Consider the following 19,260-nt stretch of genomic DNA (forward strand, 5'->3'; position numbering starts at 1 on the left):
GGTGCCGCCACCTACCGTGAGGGTCATGGCCGAGGCGATGGAACTCACCGTGGGTGGGCGGACCGTTCGGGTGTCCAATCCGGGGAAGGTGTACTTCCCCGAGCCCGGGTACACCAAGCTGGACGTGGTCCGCTACTACGTCACGGTGGCCGAGGGCGCGCTGCGGGCCCTGCGGGACCGGCCGACCACCCTGGAGCGCTATCCGGACGGCGTGACGGGCGAGTCGTTCTTCCAGAAGCGGGCGCCGAAGAACCTCCCGGAGTGGATCCCGACGGGCCGTATCTCCTTTCCCAGCGGGCGGCACGCGGACGAGATCTGTCCCACCGAGCCGGCGGCCGTGGTCTGGGCGGCGAACCTGGGCTCGCTCACCTTCCACCCGTGGCCGGTGCGCCGCGACGACACGGACCACCCCGACGAGCTACGGATCGACCTCGACCCGCAGCCCGGCACCTCCTACCCGGACGCGGTCCGGGCCGCCGGCGCGCTGCGGGAGCTGCTCGACGAGCTCGGGCTGCGCGGCTGGCCCAAGACCTCCGGCGGGCGCGGCCTGCACGTGTTCGTCCCGATCGCGCCGGAGTGGACGTTCCCGCAGGTGCGGCGCGCGGCGATCGCGATCGGCCGGGAGCTGGAGCGGCGGGCGCCGGAGCGGGTCACCACGGCGTGGTGGAAGGAGGAGCGGGGGCGGAAGATCTTCGTCGACTACAACCAGACGGCCAGGGACCGCACGATCGCCAGCGCCTACTCGGTGCGGCCGACGCCGCGCGCCACGGTCTCGGCGCCACTGCGCTGGGAGGAGGTCGAGGACGCGCGGCCCGAGGACTTCGACCTGCGGACGATGCCGGGCCGCTACGGCGAGCTGGGGGACGTGCACGCGGACATGGTCGACCACGCGTTCCGGCTCGACGCGGTGCTGGAACTCGCCGAGCGGGACGAGCGGGAGCACGGCCTCGGCGACCTGCCCTACCCGCCGGACCACCCCAAGGTCGCCGGCGAGCCCAAGCGCGTCCAGCCGAGCCGCGACCGCGACCGGCGGCGGGAGTCCGGGCGGGACGCTAGGCCGGAGTCGTCCGACTGACCCGGGTCAGGAACTCGGCGTTGCTCGCGGTGTCGCGCAGCCGTTCGAGGAACTGCTCCGCCGCCTGCCGCGGCTCCCGGTCGGCCAGCGCCCGCCGCAGCCGGCGGACGGCGTCGAGCTCGGCGGGCGGCAGCAGCAGCTCCTCGCGGCGGGTGCCCGAGGGGTCGAGGTCGACGGCCGGGTAGACGCGGCGTTCGGCGAGGACGCGGTCGAGGCGGAGCTCCATGTTGCCGGTGCCCTTGAGCTCCTCGAAGTAGAAGTCGTCGGCGCGGGACCCGGTGTCCGTCAGGGTAGTGGCCAGGATGGTCAGCGAGCCGCCACCCTCGGTGGCCCGGGCGGCGCCGAAGAGCCGCTTCGGCTGGTGGAGGGCGGCCGCGTCGACGCCGCCGCTGAGGGTCCGGCCGCTGGCCCGGCCCGCAGTGTTGTGGGCGCGGCAGAGCCGGGTGAGGGAGTCGAGGAGGATGACGACGTCCTGGCCGAGCTCCACCAGGCGCTTGGCGCGCTCGACGGCGAGCGCGGCCACGGCGATGTGGTCGGCGGCCGGCCGGTCGAAGGGTGAGGAGATCACCTCGGCGGCCACCGACCTGCTCAGCTCCGTGACCTCCTCGGGGCGTTCGTCGAGCAGCAGCAGCATCAGCCGGCACTCGGGGTGGTTGCGGGCGATGCCGTCCGCGACGGCCCTGAGCACGAGGGTCTTGCCGGCCTTGGGCGGGGCGACGATCAGCCCGCGCTGGCCCCTGCCGATGGGGGCGAGCAGGTCGATGACGCGGGTGACGAGCTGCCCCCTGGTGGTCTCGAGGCGCAGCCGCCGGTGCGGGTGGACCGGCAGCAGGTCGGCGAACGCGGGTCGGTCGGCGAGGAGTTCGGGCGGCAGGCCGTTGACGGTGTCCAGCCGGGTGAGCCGGGGTCGCCGTCCGTCGCCGACGGTGCCGGTGACGGCGTCCCCGGGCCGCAGTCCGTGCCGACGGGCCAGGTCGGTGGGGATCGTCGGGTCGTCGGGACCCGGCAGGTAGCCGGCGAGGCGCAGCCGGTGGCCGCCGCCGGTGGTGTCGACGACGCCGCTGACGGTCGTGGCCGTCCGCTCGGCGGGGGGTTCCTGCGTCGGGGAGAGGGTGGACGTCATGCGTGGTCCTTCGGAGTAGGAGCAGAACGGGGTCGTTCGTGGGGATGGGGCCGTGAGCACGGCTGATCGACGACGCGCGGCGCCGGGGGCGCGATCGTGTCGGGGGGAAAACCGGCCTCGCGCTACGCCGGTCATGGAAAGACGGGCGCCGGATGGCCGTTCACAGAGAGGCACGGGCGCCGGAACGGGGCGCGCTCACATGCCACCACCGAGGGTACACCGGCCGTCGTGGGTCCGGTAAGGGCGCCCGGCGGCCGAGGCCGCGCGACACCTTGACAGGTTCACGGCCCGCTCGCAGACTCCCCCCGCCGAAAGCCACGAAGAAAAGTTCACCAGGCGAACGGTCGGCCTACGGAGCGGACGCACGGAGCAAAGGAGCTCTCATGACCAGGCACCGCGAGCTGTTCATCGGCGGCAAGGACGTGCCGGCCGCCGACGGCCGCACCACACCGGACATCGACCCGTACTCCGGCGGGCTCTTCGCCACCGTCGCGGCCGCGGGACCCGCGGACGTGGCCCGGGCCGTCGCGGCGGCGGATGCCGCCTTCCCCGGCTGGGCCGCCACCTCGCCCGCCGAGCGACGGGAGGTGCTGCTGCGCGCCGCCGACCTGTTGCGGGCCCGGGAGGCCGAGGTGGTGGCGCTGATGGCCGGCGAGGCGGGCGGCACGGCGGGCTGGGCCGCGTTCAACGTGTGGCTGGGCGCCGAGACGCTGCGCGAGGCGGCCGCCGCCGTGACGGCGCCGCGCGGCGCGGTGCTGGCCGCGCAGGAGCCCGGCGCGCTGGGCCTCGCGGTGCGCGAACCGGTGGGCGTGGTGGCCGGGTTCGTGCCCTGGAACGCCCCCGTGATCCTGGGCGTGCGCGCCGTGGCCGCGCCCCTGGCGGCCGGGAACACGGTGGTGCTGAAGCCGAGCGAGCAGGCGCCGCTGGCCTGTGGCTACCTGATCGCCGACGTGCTGCGCGAGGCCGGCCTGCCGGCCGGGGCGCTCAACGTGGTCAGCAACGCGCCGGAGGACGCCGCCGAGGTGGCCGAGGCGCTGATCGCGCAGCCGGCGGTGCGTGCCGTCAACTTCACCGGATCGACCGAGGTGGGCCGGCTGGTCGGCGTCCACGCCGCCCGCCACCTCAAGCCGGCGGTCCTCGAACTGGGCGGCAAGAACGCGATCCTCGTGCTGGCCGACGCGGACGTCGACCACGCCGTGGACGCGGCGGTCTTCGGGGTCTTCCTGAACGCCGGTCAGATCTGCATGTCGGGCGACCGGGTGCTGGTCCACGAGTCGCTGGCCGACGCGTTCACCGAGCGTTTCGTGGCCCGGGTGGCGGCCCTGCCGCACGGCTCGCCGGCCGACCCGGAGACCGTGATCGGCCCGCTGGTCAGCGCGGACTCGGCGCGCCGGGTCGCGGCGCTGGTCCGGGACGCGGTGGCCGGCGGGGCCGAGGTCCTGACCGGCGGCGGCGAGCCGGACGGCGCGCTGCACCCGGCGACGGTGCTGACCGGGGTGACGCCCGAGATGCGGCTGCACCGCGGCGAGGCGTTCGGCCCGGTCTGCGCGCTCGCCACCTTCCCGGACGACGACGCGGCCGTGGCCCTGGCCAACGACACGGAGCACGGCCTGACCTGCGGCATCCTCACCGAGGACGCGGGACACGGGCTGGCCGTGGCCCGCCGGATCCGCACCGGCATCGCGCACGTCAACGACCAGACGGTGGCCGACGAGCCGCAGGCACCGTTCGGCGGCGTGGGTGCCAGCGGCTACGGCCGGTTCGGCGGCCGGTGGGGCGTGGAGGCGTTCAGCACCACGCGCTGGATCACCCTCGCCGACCGGCACGCGCACTACCCGTTCTGACCCCACCTCCCCGACGTCCCGACGCCGTGCCGGTCACGGGATCCTGACGCGGGTGAAGCGGCCGGCGACCCGCAGGTCGTGTTCGACGCCGGCCGCCGCCTCGCGCAGCGCGGGCAGCAGTTCGACCACGGCCTGCTCGGCGGTGCGGCGGCTGGCGTGCATGGAGACGTTGACCGCCGCGACCACGCGGCCCGCGCGGTCCCGCACCGGGACCGCAAGCGACCGCAGGCCCTCCTCCAACTCCTCGTCCACCAGGGCGTATCCGGCCTCGGCCACCCGGTCGAGCTCGGCACTCAGCCGGTCCCGGGAGGTGATGGTGCGGCGGGTGAGCGGCGTCAGGTCGAGCCGGTCGAGGCGGGCGGCGCGCTCCGCGGCCGGCAGCCCGGCGAGCAGCACCCGGCCCATGGAGGTGGCGTGGGCCGGGAAGCGGGTGCCGACGGTGATGTCCACGCTCATGATGCGGACGGTCGGCACCCGGGCCGCGTACTGGATCTCGTCGCCGACCAGCACGGACAGGGACGCCGAGTCGTGCGCCCTGGCGACCAGGCCGACCAGGTGTGGCTGCGCGACCCGGGAGAGCGGCAGCCCGGCGAGGTGGGCGTAGCCGAGTTCGAGCACCCGCGGTTCGGGGTGGAAGCGGCGTCCTTCGCAGCGGACGTAGCCCAGGTGTTCGAGGGTGATGAGCGCGCGCCGCACGGTGGCCCTGGCGAGCCCGGTGGCCTCGGCGAGCGCGGAGAGCGTGGCGCCGGCCGGGCCGTCCGGCACGCCGTCGAAGGCGGCGAGCACGCCGAGACCGCGGGCCAGCGACTCCACGAACCCCGGGCCGAGTTCGCGCTTGGCGGCCCTGGTCAGCTCGCCGTGCCGGCCGCCGGTCGGCTCGCCGTCCAGGCGCGGCGGTGGCGGGCCGGCGAGCACCGCCTCCATGGCGGCGACCGACTCGCGCAGCCTGGGCAGCAGTTGCCCGGTGAGCGAACGCACATCGTGCCTGCTGGTGTGGCTGACGACGCTGGCCGCGCCCACCGCGCGCCCCGTGGCGTCCCGCACCGGGAGGGCGACGGCGACCAGACCGGGCTCGATCAGCTGGTCGTCCTCGGACCAGCCGCACCGCCCGGCCTCCGCGATCCGTCGCTCGAAGGAGCCGGCGGCGCGCGCCGCCTCGGGCGGCACGGCCGGGAAGCCGGCGCCCAGCGGGTCGCGCTCCCGGCGGTCGTGCCAGCGTGCCCAGTCGTCCGGGCCCCAGTCGGCGGCGAACAGGGCGCCCGGCGCGCCGCTCTCGGCCGGCAGCAGGTCGCCGATGCGGAAGGCGAGCGACATGGTGCGGCGCCTGGTGGCCTGGTAGACGAAGCGGACCCCGTCCCGGTCGGGCACGGCGAGCGAGACCGACTCGTCGAGCTCGTCGGCCAACCGGTCGACGAGCGGCCCGAGTTCGCCGGGCAGTCGGATCGCCGCGAGGTAGACGTTGCCGAGCTCCATCAGCGGCGGCGCGAGCACGGCGTACCGGTCCTCGAGCCGGACGTGGCCGAGCCGCGCGAGGGTGCTCAGCGTGCGGTCGACGGTGGAGCGGGCGAGGCCGGTCGCGCGCACCAGGTCGCCTACGCTCAGCCGCCCGTCGGCCACGGCGAGCCGGCGCAGCACGGCGAGCCCCCGGACCAGGGGCGTCACCGCCTCCGGCGGCGGGGCGCCGGAAGCGGTGGGGGCGGTCTCGGCGGCCGGTCGGGTCATCGTGCTCTCCAACGCCTCTCCGCGTCCCGGGTGGTGCGCTCCGACGTTCGGGCGGAACCGTACTCGTCCCGGCCATTGACAGCGTGGTGAGGCCGGATCCAGACTCGGAACGAGGCTTGGCGAACTTTAGTTCACTGTACGAACGGCGCCGGGAGGCCGTCAACGACATGGCTGAGATCCGTGACCTCAGGGAGGCCGTCGGGGAGCTGATCCACGACGGCGACACCGTGGCGATGGAGGGCTTCACCCATCTGATCCCCTACGCCGCCGCGCACGAGGTGATCCGCCAGGGCATCACCGACCTCACGCTGGCCCGCATGACCCCCGACGTGATCTACGACCAGCTGATCGGGGCCGGTCTCGTCGCCAGGCTGGTCTTCTCCTGGGGCGGCAACCCGGGCGTCGGCTCGCTGCACCGCTTCCGGGACGCGGTGGAGAACGGCTGGCCGCGGCCGCTGGAGCTGGACGAGCACAGCCATGCCGGCATGGCCAACCGCTACGTCGCCGGGGCGTCCGGGTTGCCGTTCGCGGTGCTGCGCGGCTACCGGGGTGGCGACATGCCGGAGCACAGCGCCACCATCTCCACCGTCACCTGTCCGTTCACCGGCGAGGAACTGGCCGCGGTGGCCGCGCTCACCCCGGACGTCACCGTCATCCACGCCCAACAGGCGGACCGCGCGGGGAACGTGCGGCTGTGGGGCCTGACCGGGGTGCAGAAGGAGGCGGTGCTCGCGGCCCGCCGGGTGCTGGTCACCGTCGAGGAGGTCGTGGACGAACTCACGCCGCACCCGGGCGGGTTGACCCTGCCCGGCTGGGTGGTCGACGCGGTCGCCGAGGTGCCGGGGGGCGCCCACCCCTCGTACGCCGCCGGGTACTCGACGCGGGACAACGCCTTCTACCGGGCCTGGGACGCCGTCTCGCGGGACCGGGCCGCGTTCACCGCCTGGCTGGAGTCCGAGGTCCTGGGCGGCGCGCCGGCGGTGCGCCGGTGAGCGCCGCGAGCGGGGCGACGGCCACCGAGGCCGGCCCGGACGAGCTGATGGAGGTCAACGCCGCCCGCGCGCTGGCCGGGGCCCGTACCTGCTTCGTCGGCATCGGCCTGCCGAGCACCGCCGCCAACCTGGCCCGCCGCACCACGGAACCGGACCTGGTGCTGATCTACGAGTCCGGCGCCATCGGCGCCAAGCCGAGCCGGCTGCCGCTGTCCATCGGGGACGGCGAGCTCGCCGACACCGCCGACGCGGTGGTGTCGGTGCCCGAGATGTTCAACTACTGGCTGCAGGGCGGCCGGATCGACGTCGGCTTCCTCGGCGCGGCCCAGCTTGACCGCCACGCCAACGTCAACACGACGCTGGTCGACCGGGGTCCCGGGCGTCCCCAGGGCCGGCTGCCAGGGGCCGGCGGCGCCCCCGAGATCGCCGCCAGCTGCGGCCGGGTACTGCTCGTGGTCCGGCACACGCCCCGAAACCTGGTGCCGCGCCTCGACTTCGTCACCACCATCGGGCACGGCTCAGGACCCGGCGACCGGGCGGCACTCGGCCTGCCGGGGCGCGGACCGGTGGCCGTCATCACCGACCTGGGCGTGCTGCGTCCCGACCCGGCCACGGCCGAACTGGTGCTGACCGAGCTGCACCCGGGCGTCACCGTCGAGCGGGCCCGCGAGGCCACCGGCTGGCCGCTGCGCACCGCCGCCACCGTGGCCACCACGCCGCCGCCCACGCCGGCCGAGCTGGCCGTGCTGCGCGAGCTGAAGTCCAGAGCCCAGGAGGAGCGTTGAGCATCCGCGAGGTGTACGTGGTGGACGCCGTGCGCACCCCGGTCGGCCGGTACGGCGGCGGCTACGCGGCCGTGCGGCCCGACGACCTGGCCGCACACGTGCTCCGGGCGCTGCTGGACCGCAGCCCGGAGCTGGATCCGGCATCCGTCGACGACGTGATCCTGGGCAACGCCAACGGCGCGGGCGAGGAGAACCGCGACGTGGCCCGGATGGCCGTGCTGCTCGCGGGGCTGCCCACCACCGTGCCAGGCGCGACCGTCAACCGGCTGTGCGGCTCGGGTCTCGAGGCGGTGATCCAGGCGGCCAGGGCCGTCGCCGTGGGCGAGGCGTCGATGGTGGTCGCCGGCGGCGTGGAGTCGATGAGCCGCGCGCCCTGGGTGCTGCCCAAGCCGGACCGCGCCTTCCCCACCGGGCACCAGGAGCTGTACTCGACCACGCTCGGCTGGCGGCTGGTCAACAGCCGGATGCGGCCCGAGTGGACGGTGCCACTCGGCGAGGGCGCCGAACTGATCGCCGACAAGCACGGCATCGACCGGGCGCGGCAGGACGCGTTCGCGCTGGCCAGCCACGCCAAGGCGGCCGCGGCGTGGGCCGCCGGCGACTACGCGGCCGAGGTCGTGCCGTACCCGGGCGCCGAGCTGCCCCGCGACGAGTCGATCAGGGAGGGCTCGACCCCGGAGGCGCTGGCCCGGCTGAAGCCGGTCTTCCGGGCCGACGGCACCGTGACCGCCGCCAACTCCTCGCCGCTCAACGACGGCGCCGCCGCGCTGCTGATCACCGACGCGGCCGGCCTGGCGGCCACCGGCCGGGAGCCGCTGGCCAGGATCGCCGCCTCGGCGGTCACCGGGATCGACCCGCCGTACTACGGGCTCGGACCGGTCACCGCGCTCCCCCGCGCCCTGGCGCGCGCCGGCCGACGCCTCGCCGACCTGGACCTCGTCGAACTCAACGAGGCGTTCGCCGCCCAGGTGCTCGGCTGCCTGGCCGAACTCCCCGACCTCGACCCGGACATCGTCAACCCGCGGGGCGGCGCCATCGCCATCGGACACCCGCTCGGCGCCTCCGGCGCCCGGATCGCCGGCGCTGTCGCCCACCAGCTCGCCGCCCGTGGCTCGGGCACCGGCGTCGCCACCCTCTGCGTCGGCGTCGGCCAGGGCCTCGCCCTCGTACTGGAGCGCTGATGGACCTCACCCGGCAGGACCTCACCCAGCGGCAACTCACCCAGCGGGACGTCGACCGCGAGATGGCCGAGCACGAGGCGGCCTATCTGCGCGCCCGCGCGGCCGGCGCCCCGCCGGCCGTCCACCCGCCCCGCGACTACCGCCCCTACCGCAGCAGCGTGGCGCGCCACCCCACGCGGCCGCTGGTCGCCGTCGACGGCGGCGACCCGGAGCTCGTCGAGCTGGCGGGCCCGGTCTTCGGCCACAGCGACGTCACGGAGCTCGACAGCGACCTCACCCGGCAGCATCCGGGCGAGCCGCTCGGCGAGCGGATCACCGTGTCGGGGCGGCTGCTCGACGGGGCCGGCCGCCCGGTGCGCGGCCAGCTGATCGAGCTGTGGCAGGCCAACGCCTCGGGGCGCTACGCCCACCAGCGCGACCAGCACCCGGCGCCGCTCGACCCCAACTTCACCGGCGTCGGACGCACCCTCACCGACGACGCGGGCGGGTACCGCTTCACCACCATCAGGCCGGGCGCCTACCCGTGGCGCAACCACGTCAACGCCTGGCGCCCCGCCCACCTGCACTTCTCGGTCTTCGGCACGGCCTTCACCCAACGCCTGGTCACCCAGATGTACTTCCCCGGCGACCCGCTGCTCCCCCACGATCCGGTGCTGCGCTCCGTCGCCGACGAGGCGGCCAGGCAGCGCCTGGTGGCCACCTACGACCACGGGCTCTCCCGCCCCGAGTGGTCCCTCGGCTACCGCTGGGACATCGTGCTCGACGGCCCGTCCGCCACCTGGACCGAGGAGGGCCGCTGATGCCGGCCACGCCCGACCCGCCCACCCGTCCCACGCCTTCGCACACCGTGGGCCCGTTCTTCGGTCACGCGCTGCCCTTCCCCGGCGGCGGCGAACTCGCCCCGCCCGGGCATCCGGCGGCCGTCACCGTGCACGGCCGGGTCGTCGACGGCGCCGGCGCGCCCGTGCCCGACGCGCTGGTCGAGCTGTGGGGCCCCGACGAACACGGTCGACTGCCGCGCACGCCCGGGTCGTTGCGCAGGGACGCGGTCGACGGTGGCTTCCTCGGCCGGCACGCGGCGGACTTCACCGGCTGGGGCCGGGTGCCGACCGACGCGGAGGGGCGCTGGTCGGCCCGCACCCTGCGGCCCGGCGCGCGTGCCGAGCACGCGCCGTACCTCGCCGTGTGCCTCTTCGCCCGGGGCCTGCTGCACCACCTGTTCACCCGCCTCTACTTCCCCGAGGACACCGCCGCGCACGCCGCCGATCCGCTGCTGGCCGCGCTGCCCCCGGAGCGGCGCCGCACGCTGGTGGCCACGGCCGGGCGGCACGGCGCCTACCGCTTCGACATCCGGCTGCAGGGCGGGGAGGAGACGGTCTTCCTTGAGTTCCGCTGATCCGCCGCCCGAGGGCCGGCAGGAGGCCGAGGCGACGGGCGAGTTCGGCCTCCTGTCGCCCGGCCGCGCCGGCTCGGCCGTCGAGGCGGCCACCGGCGACCGCGCGTTCCTGACGGCCATGCTGGACGCCGAGGCGGCCCTGGCCCGCGCCCAGGCCGCGCTCGGCCTGGTGCCGGCCGAGGCGGCCGACGCGATCGGCGCGGTCGCCAGCGCCGACCTGTTCGACGTCCGCGCCCTGGCCCGCGACGCCCGCGCGGGCGGCAACCCGGTGATCCCGCTGGTCGCCGCGCTGACCGAGCGGGCCGGCACCGACGCGGTGCACCGGGGCGCGACCAGCCAGGACATCCTGGACACCGCCGCCATGCTGGTCGCGGCCCGCGCCCGACGGCTGATCCTGGCCGACGTGGACCGGGCGATCGCCGCGCTGGGCGCGCTCGCCGCCGCCCACCGGGACACCCCGATGGCCGCCCGCACCCTCACCCAGCACGCGGTCCCCACCACCTTCGGGCTCAAGGCGGCCGGCTGGCGCGCACAGCTGACCGCCGCCGGGGACCGGTTGGCCGCGCTCCGGTTGCCCGCCCAACTGGGCGGCGCGGGAGGCACGTTGGCGGCCTTCGAGAAGCTGTCGCCGCAGGCCGGCGCCGGTCTCGCGCTGCTCGCCGGCTACGCCCGCGAGCTCGGCCTCGCCGAACCCGCCCTGCCCTGGCACGCGTCGCGGGTCCCGGTCGCCGAGCTGGGCTCCACGCTGGCACTGGTAACCGGTGCCCTCGGCAGGATCGCGGTCGACGTGCTGGTGCTGTGCCGCACCGAGATCGGCGAGCTGGCCGAGGGCGGCGGCGGCCCCTCGTCGGCCATGCCGCACAAGAGCAACCCGGTCCGCGCCACCCTGGTGGCGGCCGCCGCCCGGCAGGCGCCCGCGCTCGCCGCCGTGCTGCTCGGCGCGCTGGCCGCCGAGGACGAGCGGCCCGCCGGCGCCTGGCACGCCGAGTGGCAGCCGCTGCGCGAGCTGCTGCGGCTGACCGGCGGCGCCGCCAGGGACACCGCCGAACTCGTCGAACGGCTGATCGTCCGCCCCGACCGGATGCGGGAGAACCTGCACCGCACCGGCGGCCTGCTGGCCAGCGAACGCCTGGCCGGCGCGCTCACCCCGGAACTCGGCCGGGACGCCGCCCGGGCACTGCTGCGCGACGCCGCCCAACTCGCCACCAGGGACGGCGTCCCGCTGGCCGACGCGGTGCACGCCACCGCCCCGCTGCCGCCGTCGCTCTCCGTCGAGCGACTGCGCGAACTGACAGAGCCCACCCACTACACCGGCGCGGCGGGCCCGCTCACCGACCGGGCGCTCAGCGACCACCCGCGCCGCCACGAGGAGGACCCCCGTGCTGCACCACCGACTTGACGGCCCGCCCGACGGTCACCCGCTGATCCTCGGCCCGGCGCTCGGCACCTCGCTCGCCGTCTGGGAGCCCCAGCTCCCGGCGCTCACCCGCCGCCACCGGGTGCTCCGCTTCGACCTGCCGGGCCACGGCGGGCAGCGGGACCAGGGGCCCGCGCCGGACAGCGTCGCCGGCCTCGCGGAACTGGTGCTCGCGCTGGCCGACGCCCAGGGCTGGGACGCCTTCCGCTACGCCGGCATCTCGATCGGCGGCGCGATCGGCCTCCAGCTCGCCCTCGACCACCCCCAGCGCGTCACCTCGCTCGCCCTGCTCTGCAGCTCCGCCCACTTCGGCCCGCCCGAGCCCTGGCACGCCAGGGCCGCCACGGTGCGCGCCGAGGGCTCGGGCGCCCTGGTGCCAGGCCGGCGGGAGGCCTGGTTCACCGACGGGTTCACCGACGAGGCCCGCGCCGCCGCGCTCCTCGCCGACCTGGCCGCGGTCGACCCCGACCGCCACGCCGCCTGCTGCGCCGCCCTCGCCGACTACGACCTGCGGCACCGGCTCCCGGAGGTCAGCGCGCCCACGCTGGTGCTCGCCGGCCGCGACGACCCGGCCACCACCACCGCGCACGCCAGGGAACTCGCCGACGCCATACCCGACGCCAGCCTGACCGAGCTCGCCGGCGCCGCCCACCTCGCCAACGTCGAGCGGCCGGCCGCCGTCTCGGCCGCGCTGCTCGCCCACCTGTCGCCTGGCGACCCGACCGACCGGTATGCCGCCGGCCTGGCCGTGCGCCGCGCGGTGCTCGGCGACGCCCACGTGGACCGGGCGCTGGCCGACACCACCGACTTCGCCGCCCCGTTCCAGGACCTGATCACCCGCTACGCCTGGGGCGAGATCTGGACCAGGCCGGGGCTCAGCCGCCACATCCGCAGCTGCGTCACGCTGACCGCGCTGGTGGCCGGCGGCCACCACCGCGAGCTGGCCCTGCACGTGCGCGCCGCGCTGCGCAACGGCCTCACGCCCGAGGAGATCCGCGAGGTGCTGCTCCAGTCGGCGATCTACCTGGGGGTGCCGGCGGCCAACGCCGCGTTCGCCGTCGCCGAGGCGGCGCTCACCGACCAGCCGCCGGCCGGGGAGTGACCACCGTGCACACCACCGTCGCCGTCGTGGGCGCCGGGCCGGCCGGGCTGCTGCTCGCCCGCCTGCTGCACGCGCGGGGCGTCGATTGCGTGGTGCTGGAGAGCCGGGACCGCGACCACGTGGAGCGCAGGCAGCGCGCCGGGATGCTGGAGCAGGGCACCGTCGACGCGCTGCGCGACTGCGGCGCCGGCGCCCGGATGGACCGCGAGGGGCTGGTGCACGACGGCATCGAGCTGCGCTTCGACGGCCGCGCGCACCGCGTCGACTTCCCCGCGCTGACCGGTGGCCGGCGGGTGATGGTCTACGCCCAGACCGAGCTCGTCAAGGATCTGATAGGCCTCCAACTCGCCGAGGGCCCACCGCTGTTGTTCGAGGCCCCGGTCACCGGGGTGTCCGACGTCGAAGGACCGCGGCTGACCGTCCACTACCGGCGGAACGGCGAACCCGCCACGCTCACCTGCGACTACGTGGTCGGCTGCGACGGCTACCACGGCGTGACCAGGAGGGCGATACCGGCCGGCGAGCGCCGCGTCTTCGAACGCGGCCACCCCTACTCCTGGTTCGCGATCCTGGCGGACGTGGCGCCGTCGTGCGAGGAGTTGGTCTACGCCCACTCACCGCGTGGCTTCGCGCTGCACAGCATGCGGTCGCCGCGCGTCAGCCGGCTGTACTTCCAGGTGCCCAACGGCACGGACCCGGCGACCTGGTCCGACGAGGAGATCTGGGCCGAACTCGCCGCCCGCCTGGAGACGGTCGGCGACTGGCGGCTGCGCACCGGCCCGATCACCGCCAGGGCGGTGCTGCCGATGCGCAGCTGGGTCACCGAACCCATGTGCCACGGCCGGCTGTTCCTGGCCGGCGACGCCGCGCACATCGTGCCGCCGACCGGGGCCAAGGGCCTCAACCTGGCGGTCGCCGACGTGGTGGAGCTGGCCCGGGCCTTCGACCGGCTCCTCGCCGAGGGCTCCCCCGACCTGCTCGACGCCTACTCCGACACCCGGCTGCGGGCGGTCTGGCGGGCCGAGCACTTCTCCGCCCTCATGACCTCGGCCCTGCATCTCGCCCCCGACCAGGACCCGTTCACCACCCGCCTGCAACTCGCCTGGCTCCACCGCCTCGCCGACTCGCCGCACGCCGCGGCGGAACTCGCCACGAACTACGCCGGCTAGCCGGCCGGCCACCGGCGGCGGGAGGCCGCCCCCCGGGCGGGGAGGGCGGCGGGCGACACGTACGCTGAACGCCGATCAGCTAGCGGAAGGCGGCACACATGGGTGTCACGTTGGAACGCCTGTCCCCCGGAGACGGCGAGCACTTCCCCAAGCCGGGGGACACCGTGCGGATCCACTACGTCGGGACGCTCGAGAACGGCACGAAGTTCGACTCCTCCCGCGATCGCGGGGAGCCCTTCGTGACGCAGATCGGCGTCGGCAGGGTGATCAAGGGCTGGGACGAGGGTGTGCCCCAGCTGTCCGTCGGGGAGAAGGCGATCCTGGTCTGCACCCCCGACTACGGGTACGGGCCGCGGGGCTTCCCGCCCGTCATCCCGCCCAACGCCACCCTCCGGTTCGAGGTGGAGCTGCTCGGGATCCAGTGACGCGGCGGCCTGGGCCGGTGCCGTGGCCCGGCGCTCACTGTCGGGGCTCCCAGCGGAACCAGCGGCGTACGGCGCTCCCCGCGAGCGCCGTCCACACCAGCGCCATCGCCACGGCCCGGCCCAGCTCGGCCGCCGTGAGGCCGCCGAGCCAGCCGCCGGAGACGAGCTCGACCACGCCCGTCATCGGCAGCAGCAGGAAGGCGTCCGCCAGCCGGTCGGGCAGCACCTCGAGCGGCACGAGCAGCCCCGAGCAGACCACCGACACCATGAACAGTGGCATCCCGGTGAGCTGCGCGCTGTCCACCGTCCGCGTCACGCCCGCGGTCGCCGCGGCCAGCGCGGCCAGCAGCACGACCCCGAGCAGCACCCCGAGCACCAGCACCACGGGCTGCCGCGGCGCCGACACGTCGAGCAGCAGGGCTCCGGTGCCGACCAGCACCACGCACTGGGCCAGCGCCAGCACGACCGAGGGCAGCGCGGCGCCGGCCAGGATCTCCAGGTCGGACAGCTCGCCGGTGCGCAGCCGCTTGAGGACACGCTCCTCGCGGCGCGCCACCAGGACCGGCAGGAACCCGAGGTAGACGACCAGCATCAGCACTATGCCGATGCCGCCGGTCAGCACCGCCTCCATCCTCGTCAGCCCGGTGTCGGCCAGGTCCATCTCGCGGGTGGCGGAGTAGGACATGGCCACCATGCCGGCCGGCATCAGCAGCGCGACGAAGACCGCGGACCGGCTGCGCAGCAGCAGCGTCAGCTCCGCGCGCGCCACGGCCCGCAGCCGCCGCCGGGCGCCGGCGTCGAACGTGATCCCGCTCATCGGCCCGCCGCCCCCTCGAAGGCGAGCGCGCCGTTCGCGCCGCCGCCGCCGCCGTCGTCGTCGCCCTTCAGGTCCTCCTGGGCGACGCCGAGGAAGACCTCCTCCAACGTGGCGGACCTGGCGTCGAGGTCGGACAGCAACAGGCCCGCCTCCCGGGCCCACAACAGCAGGTCGGTGAGCGTGGTCTGGAGGTCCGGCGTCCGCACCTCGACGCGCTGTCCGGCCGCGGTCGCGGCGGTCCCCCACCCGGCGAGCGGCAGCCGCTCGGCCGGGACGCCGGCCGGCAGGGTGAAGCGGATCCGCGCCGGGTGCCGCTCCATCACCTCGGCCAGCGAGCCGGACACCACGATCCGGCCACCGCTCATGATCGCCAGCCGGTCGGCCAGCGTCTCGGCCTCCTCCAGGTAGTGCGTGGTCAGCAGCACCGTGACGCCCTCCTCGCGCAGCCGCCGGACCAGCTCCCAACTCCGCCGCCTGGCCTGCGGGTCGAGCCCGGTGGTCGGCTCGTCGAGGAAGAGCACCTCGGGCCGCGCCATCAGGGCCAGCGCCAGGTCGAGCCGGCGTCGTTCGCCTCCGGAGAGCTGCTTGACGCGCACGTCCGCCCGAGCCGAGAGACCCACGAGGTCGAGGGCCTCGGGGACCGGCCGCGGCGCGGTCGTGCAGCCGGCCCACATGCGGGCGGTCTCGACCACGGTCAACTCGGACGGGAAGCCGCCGTCCTGGAGCATCACGCCGGTCCTGGGACGCACCCGGCCGCGCTCGGTGAACGGGTCGAACCCCAGCACCCGGACCTGTCCTTCGTAGGGCGGTGCGAGCCCTTCGAGCACCTCGACGGTGGACGTCTTGCCGGCCCCGTTCGTCCCCAGCAGGGCGAACACCTCGCCGCGCCGGACGGTGAAGTCCAACCCCCGGACCGCCTCGAAGTCGCCGTAGCGACGGCGCAGCCCCCGGACCTCGATAACGATGTCGTTCATGGCTCCAAGCCTGGTGGCCGCCCGGTACCGGGACCAGTGCGAACCGTCACGGCCCCGGTTGACAAATGTCATCCGAGGCCATGCCGGTGGCGTTCGTCAGGGGCGCCGCGGCAGCCCGTCGACGAAGAGGATGCCGTCGGTGCCGGCCAGGGTGGCGGGGTCGAGGGGGAAGTAGCCGTGGAGCGGGTTCCCCGCCTCGCGCGGCCGGAGTCTGGCGGCCAGGCCGGCGAGGTGCGCGGCGTCGATCACCAGGCCGGGATCCGGGTGGGCGGCCAGGACGCCCTCGACGGTGTCGGGCGGCGGCACGTCGAGACCGAGGTGCAGGGCCGCGCCGAACGCCGAGGCCAGGAAGGCGTACTCGGCGCCGAGCCGGCCGTCGAGGAGCGCGCCCGCGCTCCACCACCGCAGCACGCGACCGTCGAGCGGCCCCGGCCAGTGCAGGGTCATGCTGCTCTCGTCGCGCTGGAGGTGGACGTTGTTGGCGAACACGAGGGTGGGGCCGCGCCGGTCCTCCCGCTCCCGGACGGCGACGAGGTTCTCGGCCATCCAGGCGTCCCGCAGGCGCACCAGCCGCTCCATCCGGTCCAGGGACGGATCGGCCATCGCCGTGTGGTAGCGGAGCAGCCAGGTGGCGGTGCGGCCGTGCAGCCGGGCCCGCCACCACTCGTCGGGAGAGCCGGCGGCGGCCAGGCGTGGGGCCTGGGCGGCCAGCAGGGTGGTCAGGTCGTCGGCGATCAGCCGCAGTCGGGCCACCTCAGGCGCGGAGCCGACCGAGCGGGCCGGGTCGAGTGCGGCCTGCGGGTCGGACCACCGCTCGTCCGGGCCGAGCAGCCGGTCGATGGTCTCCAGGTCGTGCGGCAGCGTCGCGGTGTCGAGGCGCGCCGCCAGGAACCGGTGCAGCGCGGTGAGCGCGTGGCGCGGGCTGGCGGCCTCCGATATCTCCACCGAGCCGTCGAAGCCGTAGTACCGCACGCGGTCCCCCGCCGGTCGGTCCCGGTTGAACTCCCGAAGCCAGCCGAGCAGTTCACGGTTGGCGGGGGACGCCCCCCAGCCGTGGCTGATGCCGCGCTCCAGCGCCTCGTCGAGCGTGCCGGCGCCCTCGGTGACGAAGGCGTCCACCAGCAGGCCGGCCGCCGCGTCGCTCTCGATGGCGATCGAACGGTAACCGTGGTGCTCGACGAGCTGACGGAGCACGTGGTTCCGCAGCCTGGGGAAGATCTCCTCCCCGTGGATGGGCTCCCCGAGCGCCAGCACGCGGGGGGTGGTCGGGCGGTCGGCGAGGAAGCGGGAGACGGCGCTCCCCACCTCGTCCTCCTCGGCGAAGGCCCAACCGGCGTCGGTCGGCGTCAGATGGGTGTTCATGGTGGTTCGGTTTTCCCTTCGGCTTGTCCTCCACGTACCGCGGGGCCCCGGTGGTCTCAACCCTATCGTTGAACTTCCGTTGTAAGGTTTGCTCGCCTTCTACTGCAGGGAAGGCCGAAAAGCCTCAACCACGGGAGACGGTATGAGCCGCCCGCGACTGCGCCCTGTCGACCTGGCACGCGAGCACGGGATCTCGACCCAGGCGGTGCGGAACTACGAGGAGGCGGGCATCCTTCCGCCGGCCGAGCGCACGCCGCACGGTTACCGGGTCTTCACCCCGCTGCACGCCGCGGCCCTGCGGGTGTTCACCGCCCTGGTGCCGGCGCACGGCTACCACCAGGCGACGGCCGTCATGCGGGCCGTCAACGAGGGCGCCACCGAGGACGCGCTGGAGCTGATCGACGCCGGCCACGCCCAACTCCTCGACGACCGAAGAACGCTGGCCACCGTCGAGCGGGCGCTGCGCGACCTGGCGCCGCCGGAGCCGGACGAGTCGCGGTCGATGTTCGTCGGCGAGCTCGCCCGGCGGCTGGGGATCAGGCCCGCGACCCTGCGCAAGTGGGAGCGGGCCGGCCTGGTGCGCCCGCGCCGCGAGCCGGGCACCGGCTACCGGGTCTATGACCCCACGGACGTCAGGGACGCGCAGCTGGTGCGCCAACTCCGGCTCGGTGGCTATGTGTTCAGCCAGATCGCGCCGCTGCTCGACCAGGTGAGGGCCGCCGGCGGCGTGGCGCCGCTGCGCGGCGCGCTCGACAACTGGCGCGCCCGGCTGGCCAGACGCGGCCTCGACATGCTGGCCGCGGCCGCCGAACTGCACGACTTCCTCACCGAGCACGGCCGGGCCCCCACCCCGCCGCACGGCGGACGTGCGGGCGACGCGCTCACGCCATCCGGGCCAGATCGGTCTCCCGCACCACGTTGACCAGCGGCAACCCGGAGTTGAGCCGGGCCAGTTCGTCCAGCACCACGTCGGCGAGCCGGTACAGCTCGCCGCCCTGGGCGCCCGCGAGGTGCGGGGTGAGCCAGACGTTCTCCAGCGTGTAGAGCGGCGAGTCGGGCGGCAGCACCTCCGGCTCGGTGACGTCGAGCACGGCCTCGATCCGGCCGGAGACCAACTCGGCGACCAGCGCGTCCTGTTCGACCAGCGAGCCGCGGGCGGTGTTGACCAGCACCGCGCCGTCGGGCAGCAGCGCCAGCCGGCGCCGGTCGATCATCTCGCGGGTCTCGGGGATGGCCGGGGCGTGCAGGCTGACCAGCTCGCACCGGGCCAGCAACTCGTCGAGCGGCAGCAGCCGCACCCCGAGCTCACGGCCCTCCGCCTCGGTCAGGTAGGGGTCGGCGAGCGCCACGTCGAACGAGAACGGGCGCAGCAGCTCCACCACCCGGCGGCCGATCCGGGAGGCGCCGACCAGGCCGACCCGCCGGCCGTGGTTGCCGACCCCCGGGAACTCGCGCAGCACGTCGACGTAGGCGCGCCGCTCCCGGTAGCGGGCGGTGGCCGCCCGCACCCGCTTGAGCGCCAGCAGGATCATGGCCAGGGTGTACTCGGCCACCGGCTCCGCGTTGGCGCCCGCGGCCGTGGTGACCGGGATGCCGCGCCGCCAACACCCCGGCGACACGTGGCTCTTCACCGAGCCGGCCGCGTGCAGCACGGCGCGCAGCCGGGGCGCGGCGTCCAGCGCCGCCTCGTCGAGCACCGGGCTGCCCCAGCCGGTGATGAGCACCTCGGTCTCGGCCAGCACCTCGCGGGCCGCCGGCGAGTGGAACTCGGTGAGCACCGTGGGCTCCCGCAGCTCGGCCAGCTTCCGCAGCCGGTCCCACTGCGTGGGACTGAACAGGCGCCCCGGCAGGTCGGCGGCCATGGCGAGGGCGGCCC

The 19,260-nt window shown here is 75.4% G+C and carries 18 protein-coding genes; 12 read left to right on the plus strand and 6 right to left on the minus strand.

Annotated features, from left to right (window positions below; all coding sequences use genetic code 11):
* Window positions 1–25 precede the first annotated feature (25 nt).
* Window positions 26–1,075, plus strand: a complete 1,050-nt coding sequence (ligD, locus tag ACFWI8_RS05815; RefSeq protein ID WP_387086225.1) for a non-homologous end-joining DNA ligase — start codon at window positions 26–28, stop codon at window positions 1,073–1,075.
* Here ligD and rho read toward each other — a convergent pair.
* Complete coding sequence (gene rho / locus ACFWI8_RS05820; protein WP_387086228.1) at window positions 1,053–2,198, minus strand: transcription termination factor Rho; 1,146 nt, start codon at window positions 2,196–2,198, stop codon at window positions 1,053–1,055. The genes ligD and rho overlap by 23 nt on opposite strands.
* A 383-nt stretch (window positions 2,199–2,581) precedes the next feature.
* Here rho and ACFWI8_RS05825 point away from each other — a divergent pair, with 383 nt between their 5' ends.
* Entirely contained in the window at window positions 2,582–4,042 is a 1,461-nt protein-coding gene (locus ACFWI8_RS05825; protein WP_387086231.1) for an aldehyde dehydrogenase family protein, read from the plus strand.
* Between the two features lie 33 nt (window positions 4,043–4,075).
* Here the strand turns inward: ACFWI8_RS05825 and ACFWI8_RS05830 are convergent, their stop codons facing one another.
* A complete protein-coding gene (locus tag ACFWI8_RS05830; protein WP_387086234.1) occupies window positions 4,076–5,764 on the minus strand; it encodes an IclR family transcriptional regulator C-terminal domain-containing protein in 1,689 nt (562 codons plus the stop codon).
* Window positions 5,765–5,931: 167 nt separating this feature from the next.
* On the opposite strand from ACFWI8_RS05830, the gene ACFWI8_RS05835 reads away from it, so the two are divergent.
* The 9 genes from ACFWI8_RS05835 to ACFWI8_RS05875 all read left to right on the plus strand — a co-directional run bounded on the left by ACFWI8_RS05835 (window position 5,932) and on the right by ACFWI8_RS05875 (window position 14,231).
* Window positions 5,932–6,756: a CoA transferase subunit A gene (locus ACFWI8_RS05835; protein WP_387086237.1), complete on the plus strand. Its 825-nt coding sequence runs from the start codon at window positions 5,932–5,934 to the stop codon at window positions 6,754–6,756.
* A gap of 47 nt (window positions 6,757–6,803) precedes the next feature.
* Window positions 6,804–7,541, plus strand: coding sequence for a CoA-transferase subunit beta (locus ACFWI8_RS05840; protein ID WP_387086348.1), 738 nt, complete (start codon window positions 6,804–6,806; stop codon window positions 7,539–7,541).
* Complete coding sequence (locus ACFWI8_RS05845) at window positions 7,538–8,722, plus strand: thiolase family protein (protein WP_387086240.1); 1,185 nt, start codon at window positions 7,538–7,540, stop codon at window positions 8,720–8,722. Before ACFWI8_RS05840 ends, ACFWI8_RS05845 begins: the two co-directional genes overlap by 4 nt.
* On the plus strand, window positions 8,722–9,522 hold the full coding sequence (gene pcaH, locus ACFWI8_RS05850) for a protocatechuate 3,4-dioxygenase subunit beta (protein WP_387086243.1): 801 nt from the start codon (window positions 8,722–8,724) through the stop codon (window positions 9,520–9,522). The genes ACFWI8_RS05845 and pcaH overlap by 1 nt, the downstream gene beginning before the upstream one ends.
* The gene (gene pcaG / locus ACFWI8_RS05855) at window positions 9,522–10,118 is read left to right on the plus strand and encodes a protocatechuate 3,4-dioxygenase subunit alpha (protein ID WP_387086246.1); all 597 of its coding nucleotides are present in this window, start codon (window positions 9,522–9,524) and stop codon (window positions 10,116–10,118) included. The genes pcaH and pcaG overlap by 1 nt, the downstream gene beginning before the upstream one ends.
* The gene (pcaB, locus tag ACFWI8_RS05860; RefSeq protein ID WP_387086249.1) at window positions 10,105–11,517 is read left to right on the plus strand and encodes a 3-carboxy-cis,cis-muconate cycloisomerase; all 1,413 of its coding nucleotides are present in this window, start codon (window positions 10,105–10,107) and stop codon (window positions 11,515–11,517) included. The genes pcaG and pcaB overlap by 14 nt, the downstream gene beginning before the upstream one ends.
* Window positions 11,498–12,637 (plus strand): 4-carboxymuconolactone decarboxylase, encoded by a 1,140-nt coding sequence (gene pcaC, locus ACFWI8_RS05865; RefSeq protein ID WP_387086252.1) that lies wholly within the window; start codon window positions 11,498–11,500, stop codon window positions 12,635–12,637. The genes pcaB and pcaC overlap by 20 nt, the downstream gene beginning before the upstream one ends.
* Before the next feature lie 5 nt (window positions 12,638–12,642).
* Window positions 12,643–13,806, plus strand: coding sequence for a 4-hydroxybenzoate 3-monooxygenase (locus ACFWI8_RS05870; RefSeq protein WP_387086255.1), 1,164 nt, complete (start codon window positions 12,643–12,645; stop codon window positions 13,804–13,806).
* Between the two features lie 98 nt (window positions 13,807–13,904).
* Window positions 13,905–14,231: an FKBP-type peptidyl-prolyl cis-trans isomerase gene (locus ACFWI8_RS05875; RefSeq protein WP_387086258.1), complete on the plus strand. Its 327-nt coding sequence runs from the start codon at window positions 13,905–13,907 to the stop codon at window positions 14,229–14,231.
* 34 nt (window positions 14,232–14,265) lie between these two features.
* On the opposite strand, the gene ACFWI8_RS05880 is transcribed toward ACFWI8_RS05875, so the two are convergent.
* The 3 genes from ACFWI8_RS05880 to ACFWI8_RS05890 all read right to left on the minus strand — a co-directional run bounded on the left by ACFWI8_RS05880 (window position 14,266) and on the right by ACFWI8_RS05890 (window position 17,384).
* Window positions 14,266–15,048: an ABC transporter permease gene (locus ACFWI8_RS05880; RefSeq protein ID WP_387086261.1), complete on the minus strand. Its 783-nt coding sequence runs from the start codon at window positions 15,046–15,048 to the stop codon at window positions 14,266–14,268.
* On the minus strand, window positions 15,045–16,022 hold the full coding sequence (locus ACFWI8_RS05885; RefSeq protein WP_387086264.1) for an ABC transporter ATP-binding protein: 978 nt from the start codon (window positions 16,020–16,022) through the stop codon (window positions 15,045–15,047). The genes ACFWI8_RS05880 and ACFWI8_RS05885 overlap by 4 nt, the downstream gene beginning before the upstream one ends.
* A 96-nt stretch (window positions 16,023–16,118) precedes the next feature.
* Window positions 16,119–17,384, minus strand: coding sequence for an erythromycin esterase family protein (locus tag ACFWI8_RS05890; protein WP_387086267.1), 1,266 nt, complete (start codon window positions 17,382–17,384; stop codon window positions 16,119–16,121).
* 142 nt (window positions 17,385–17,526) lie between these two features.
* On the opposite strand from ACFWI8_RS05890, the gene ACFWI8_RS05895 reads away from it, so the two are divergent.
* Entirely contained in the window at window positions 17,527–18,306 is a 780-nt protein-coding gene (locus ACFWI8_RS05895; protein WP_387086270.1) for a TioE family transcriptional regulator, read from the plus strand.
* On the opposite strand, the gene ACFWI8_RS05900 is transcribed toward ACFWI8_RS05895, so the two are convergent.
* The gene (locus ACFWI8_RS05900; RefSeq protein ID WP_387086351.1) at window positions 18,266–19,246 is read right to left on the minus strand and encodes a hydroxyacid dehydrogenase; all 981 of its coding nucleotides are present in this window, start codon (window positions 19,244–19,246) and stop codon (window positions 18,266–18,268) included. The two genes, ACFWI8_RS05895 and ACFWI8_RS05900, sit on opposite strands and share 41 nt — an antisense overlap.
* Window positions 19,247–19,260: the final 14 nt, after the last annotated feature.

The sequence above is a fragment of the Streptomyces sp. NPDC127098 genome (genome assembly GCF_042722465.1).
GTDB classification, from domain to species: Bacteria; Actinomycetota; Actinomycetes; order Streptomycetales; family Streptomycetaceae; genus Streptomyces; species Streptomyces millisiae.

Coding starts and splice junctions, on each gene's coding strand:
- ligD (WP_387086225.1), top strand. CDS start 26: ATGGCCGAGGCGATGGAACTCACCGTGGGTGGGCGGACCGTTCGGGTG.
- ACFWI8_RS05840 (WP_387086348.1), top strand. CDS start 6,804: ATGGAGGTCAACGCCGCCCGCGCGCTGGCCGGGGCCCGTACCTGCTTC.
- ACFWI8_RS05835 (WP_387086237.1), top strand. CDS start 5,932: ATGGCTGAGATCCGTGACCTCAGGGAGGCCGTCGGGGAGCTGATCCAC.
- ACFWI8_RS05875 (WP_387086258.1), top strand. CDS start 13,905: ATGGGTGTCACGTTGGAACGCCTGTCCCCCGGAGACGGCGAGCACTTC.
- ACFWI8_RS05825 (WP_387086231.1), top strand. CDS start 2,582: ATGACCAGGCACCGCGAGCTGTTCATCGGCGGCAAGGACGTGCCGGCC.
- ACFWI8_RS05880 (WP_387086261.1), bottom strand. CDS start 15,048: ATGAGCGGGATCACGTTCGACGCCGGCGCCCGGCGGCGGCTGCGGGCC.
- ACFWI8_RS05885 (WP_387086264.1), bottom strand. CDS start 16,022: ATGAACGACATCGTTATCGAGGTCCGGGGGCTGCGCCGTCGCTACGGC.
- rho (WP_387086228.1), bottom strand. CDS start 2,198: ATGACGTCCACCCTCTCCCCGACGCAGGAACCCCCCGCCGAGCGGACG.
- ACFWI8_RS05895 (WP_387086270.1), top strand. CDS start 17,527: ATGAGCCGCCCGCGACTGCGCCCTGTCGACCTGGCACGCGAGCACGGG.
- ACFWI8_RS05890 (WP_387086267.1), bottom strand. CDS start 17,384: ATGAACACCCATCTGACGCCGACCGACGCCGGTTGGGCCTTCGCCGAG.
- ACFWI8_RS05900 (WP_387086351.1), bottom strand. CDS start 19,246: ATGGCCGCCGACCTGCCGGGGCGCCTGTTCAGTCCCACGCAGTGGGAC.
- ACFWI8_RS05830 (WP_387086234.1), bottom strand. CDS start 5,764: ATGACCCGACCGGCCGCCGAGACCGCCCCCACCGCTTCCGGCGCCCCG.
- pcaH (WP_387086243.1), top strand. CDS start 8,722: ATGGACCTCACCCGGCAGGACCTCACCCAGCGGCAACTCACCCAGCGG.
- pcaG (WP_387086246.1), top strand. CDS start 9,522: ATGCCGGCCACGCCCGACCCGCCCACCCGTCCCACGCCTTCGCACACC.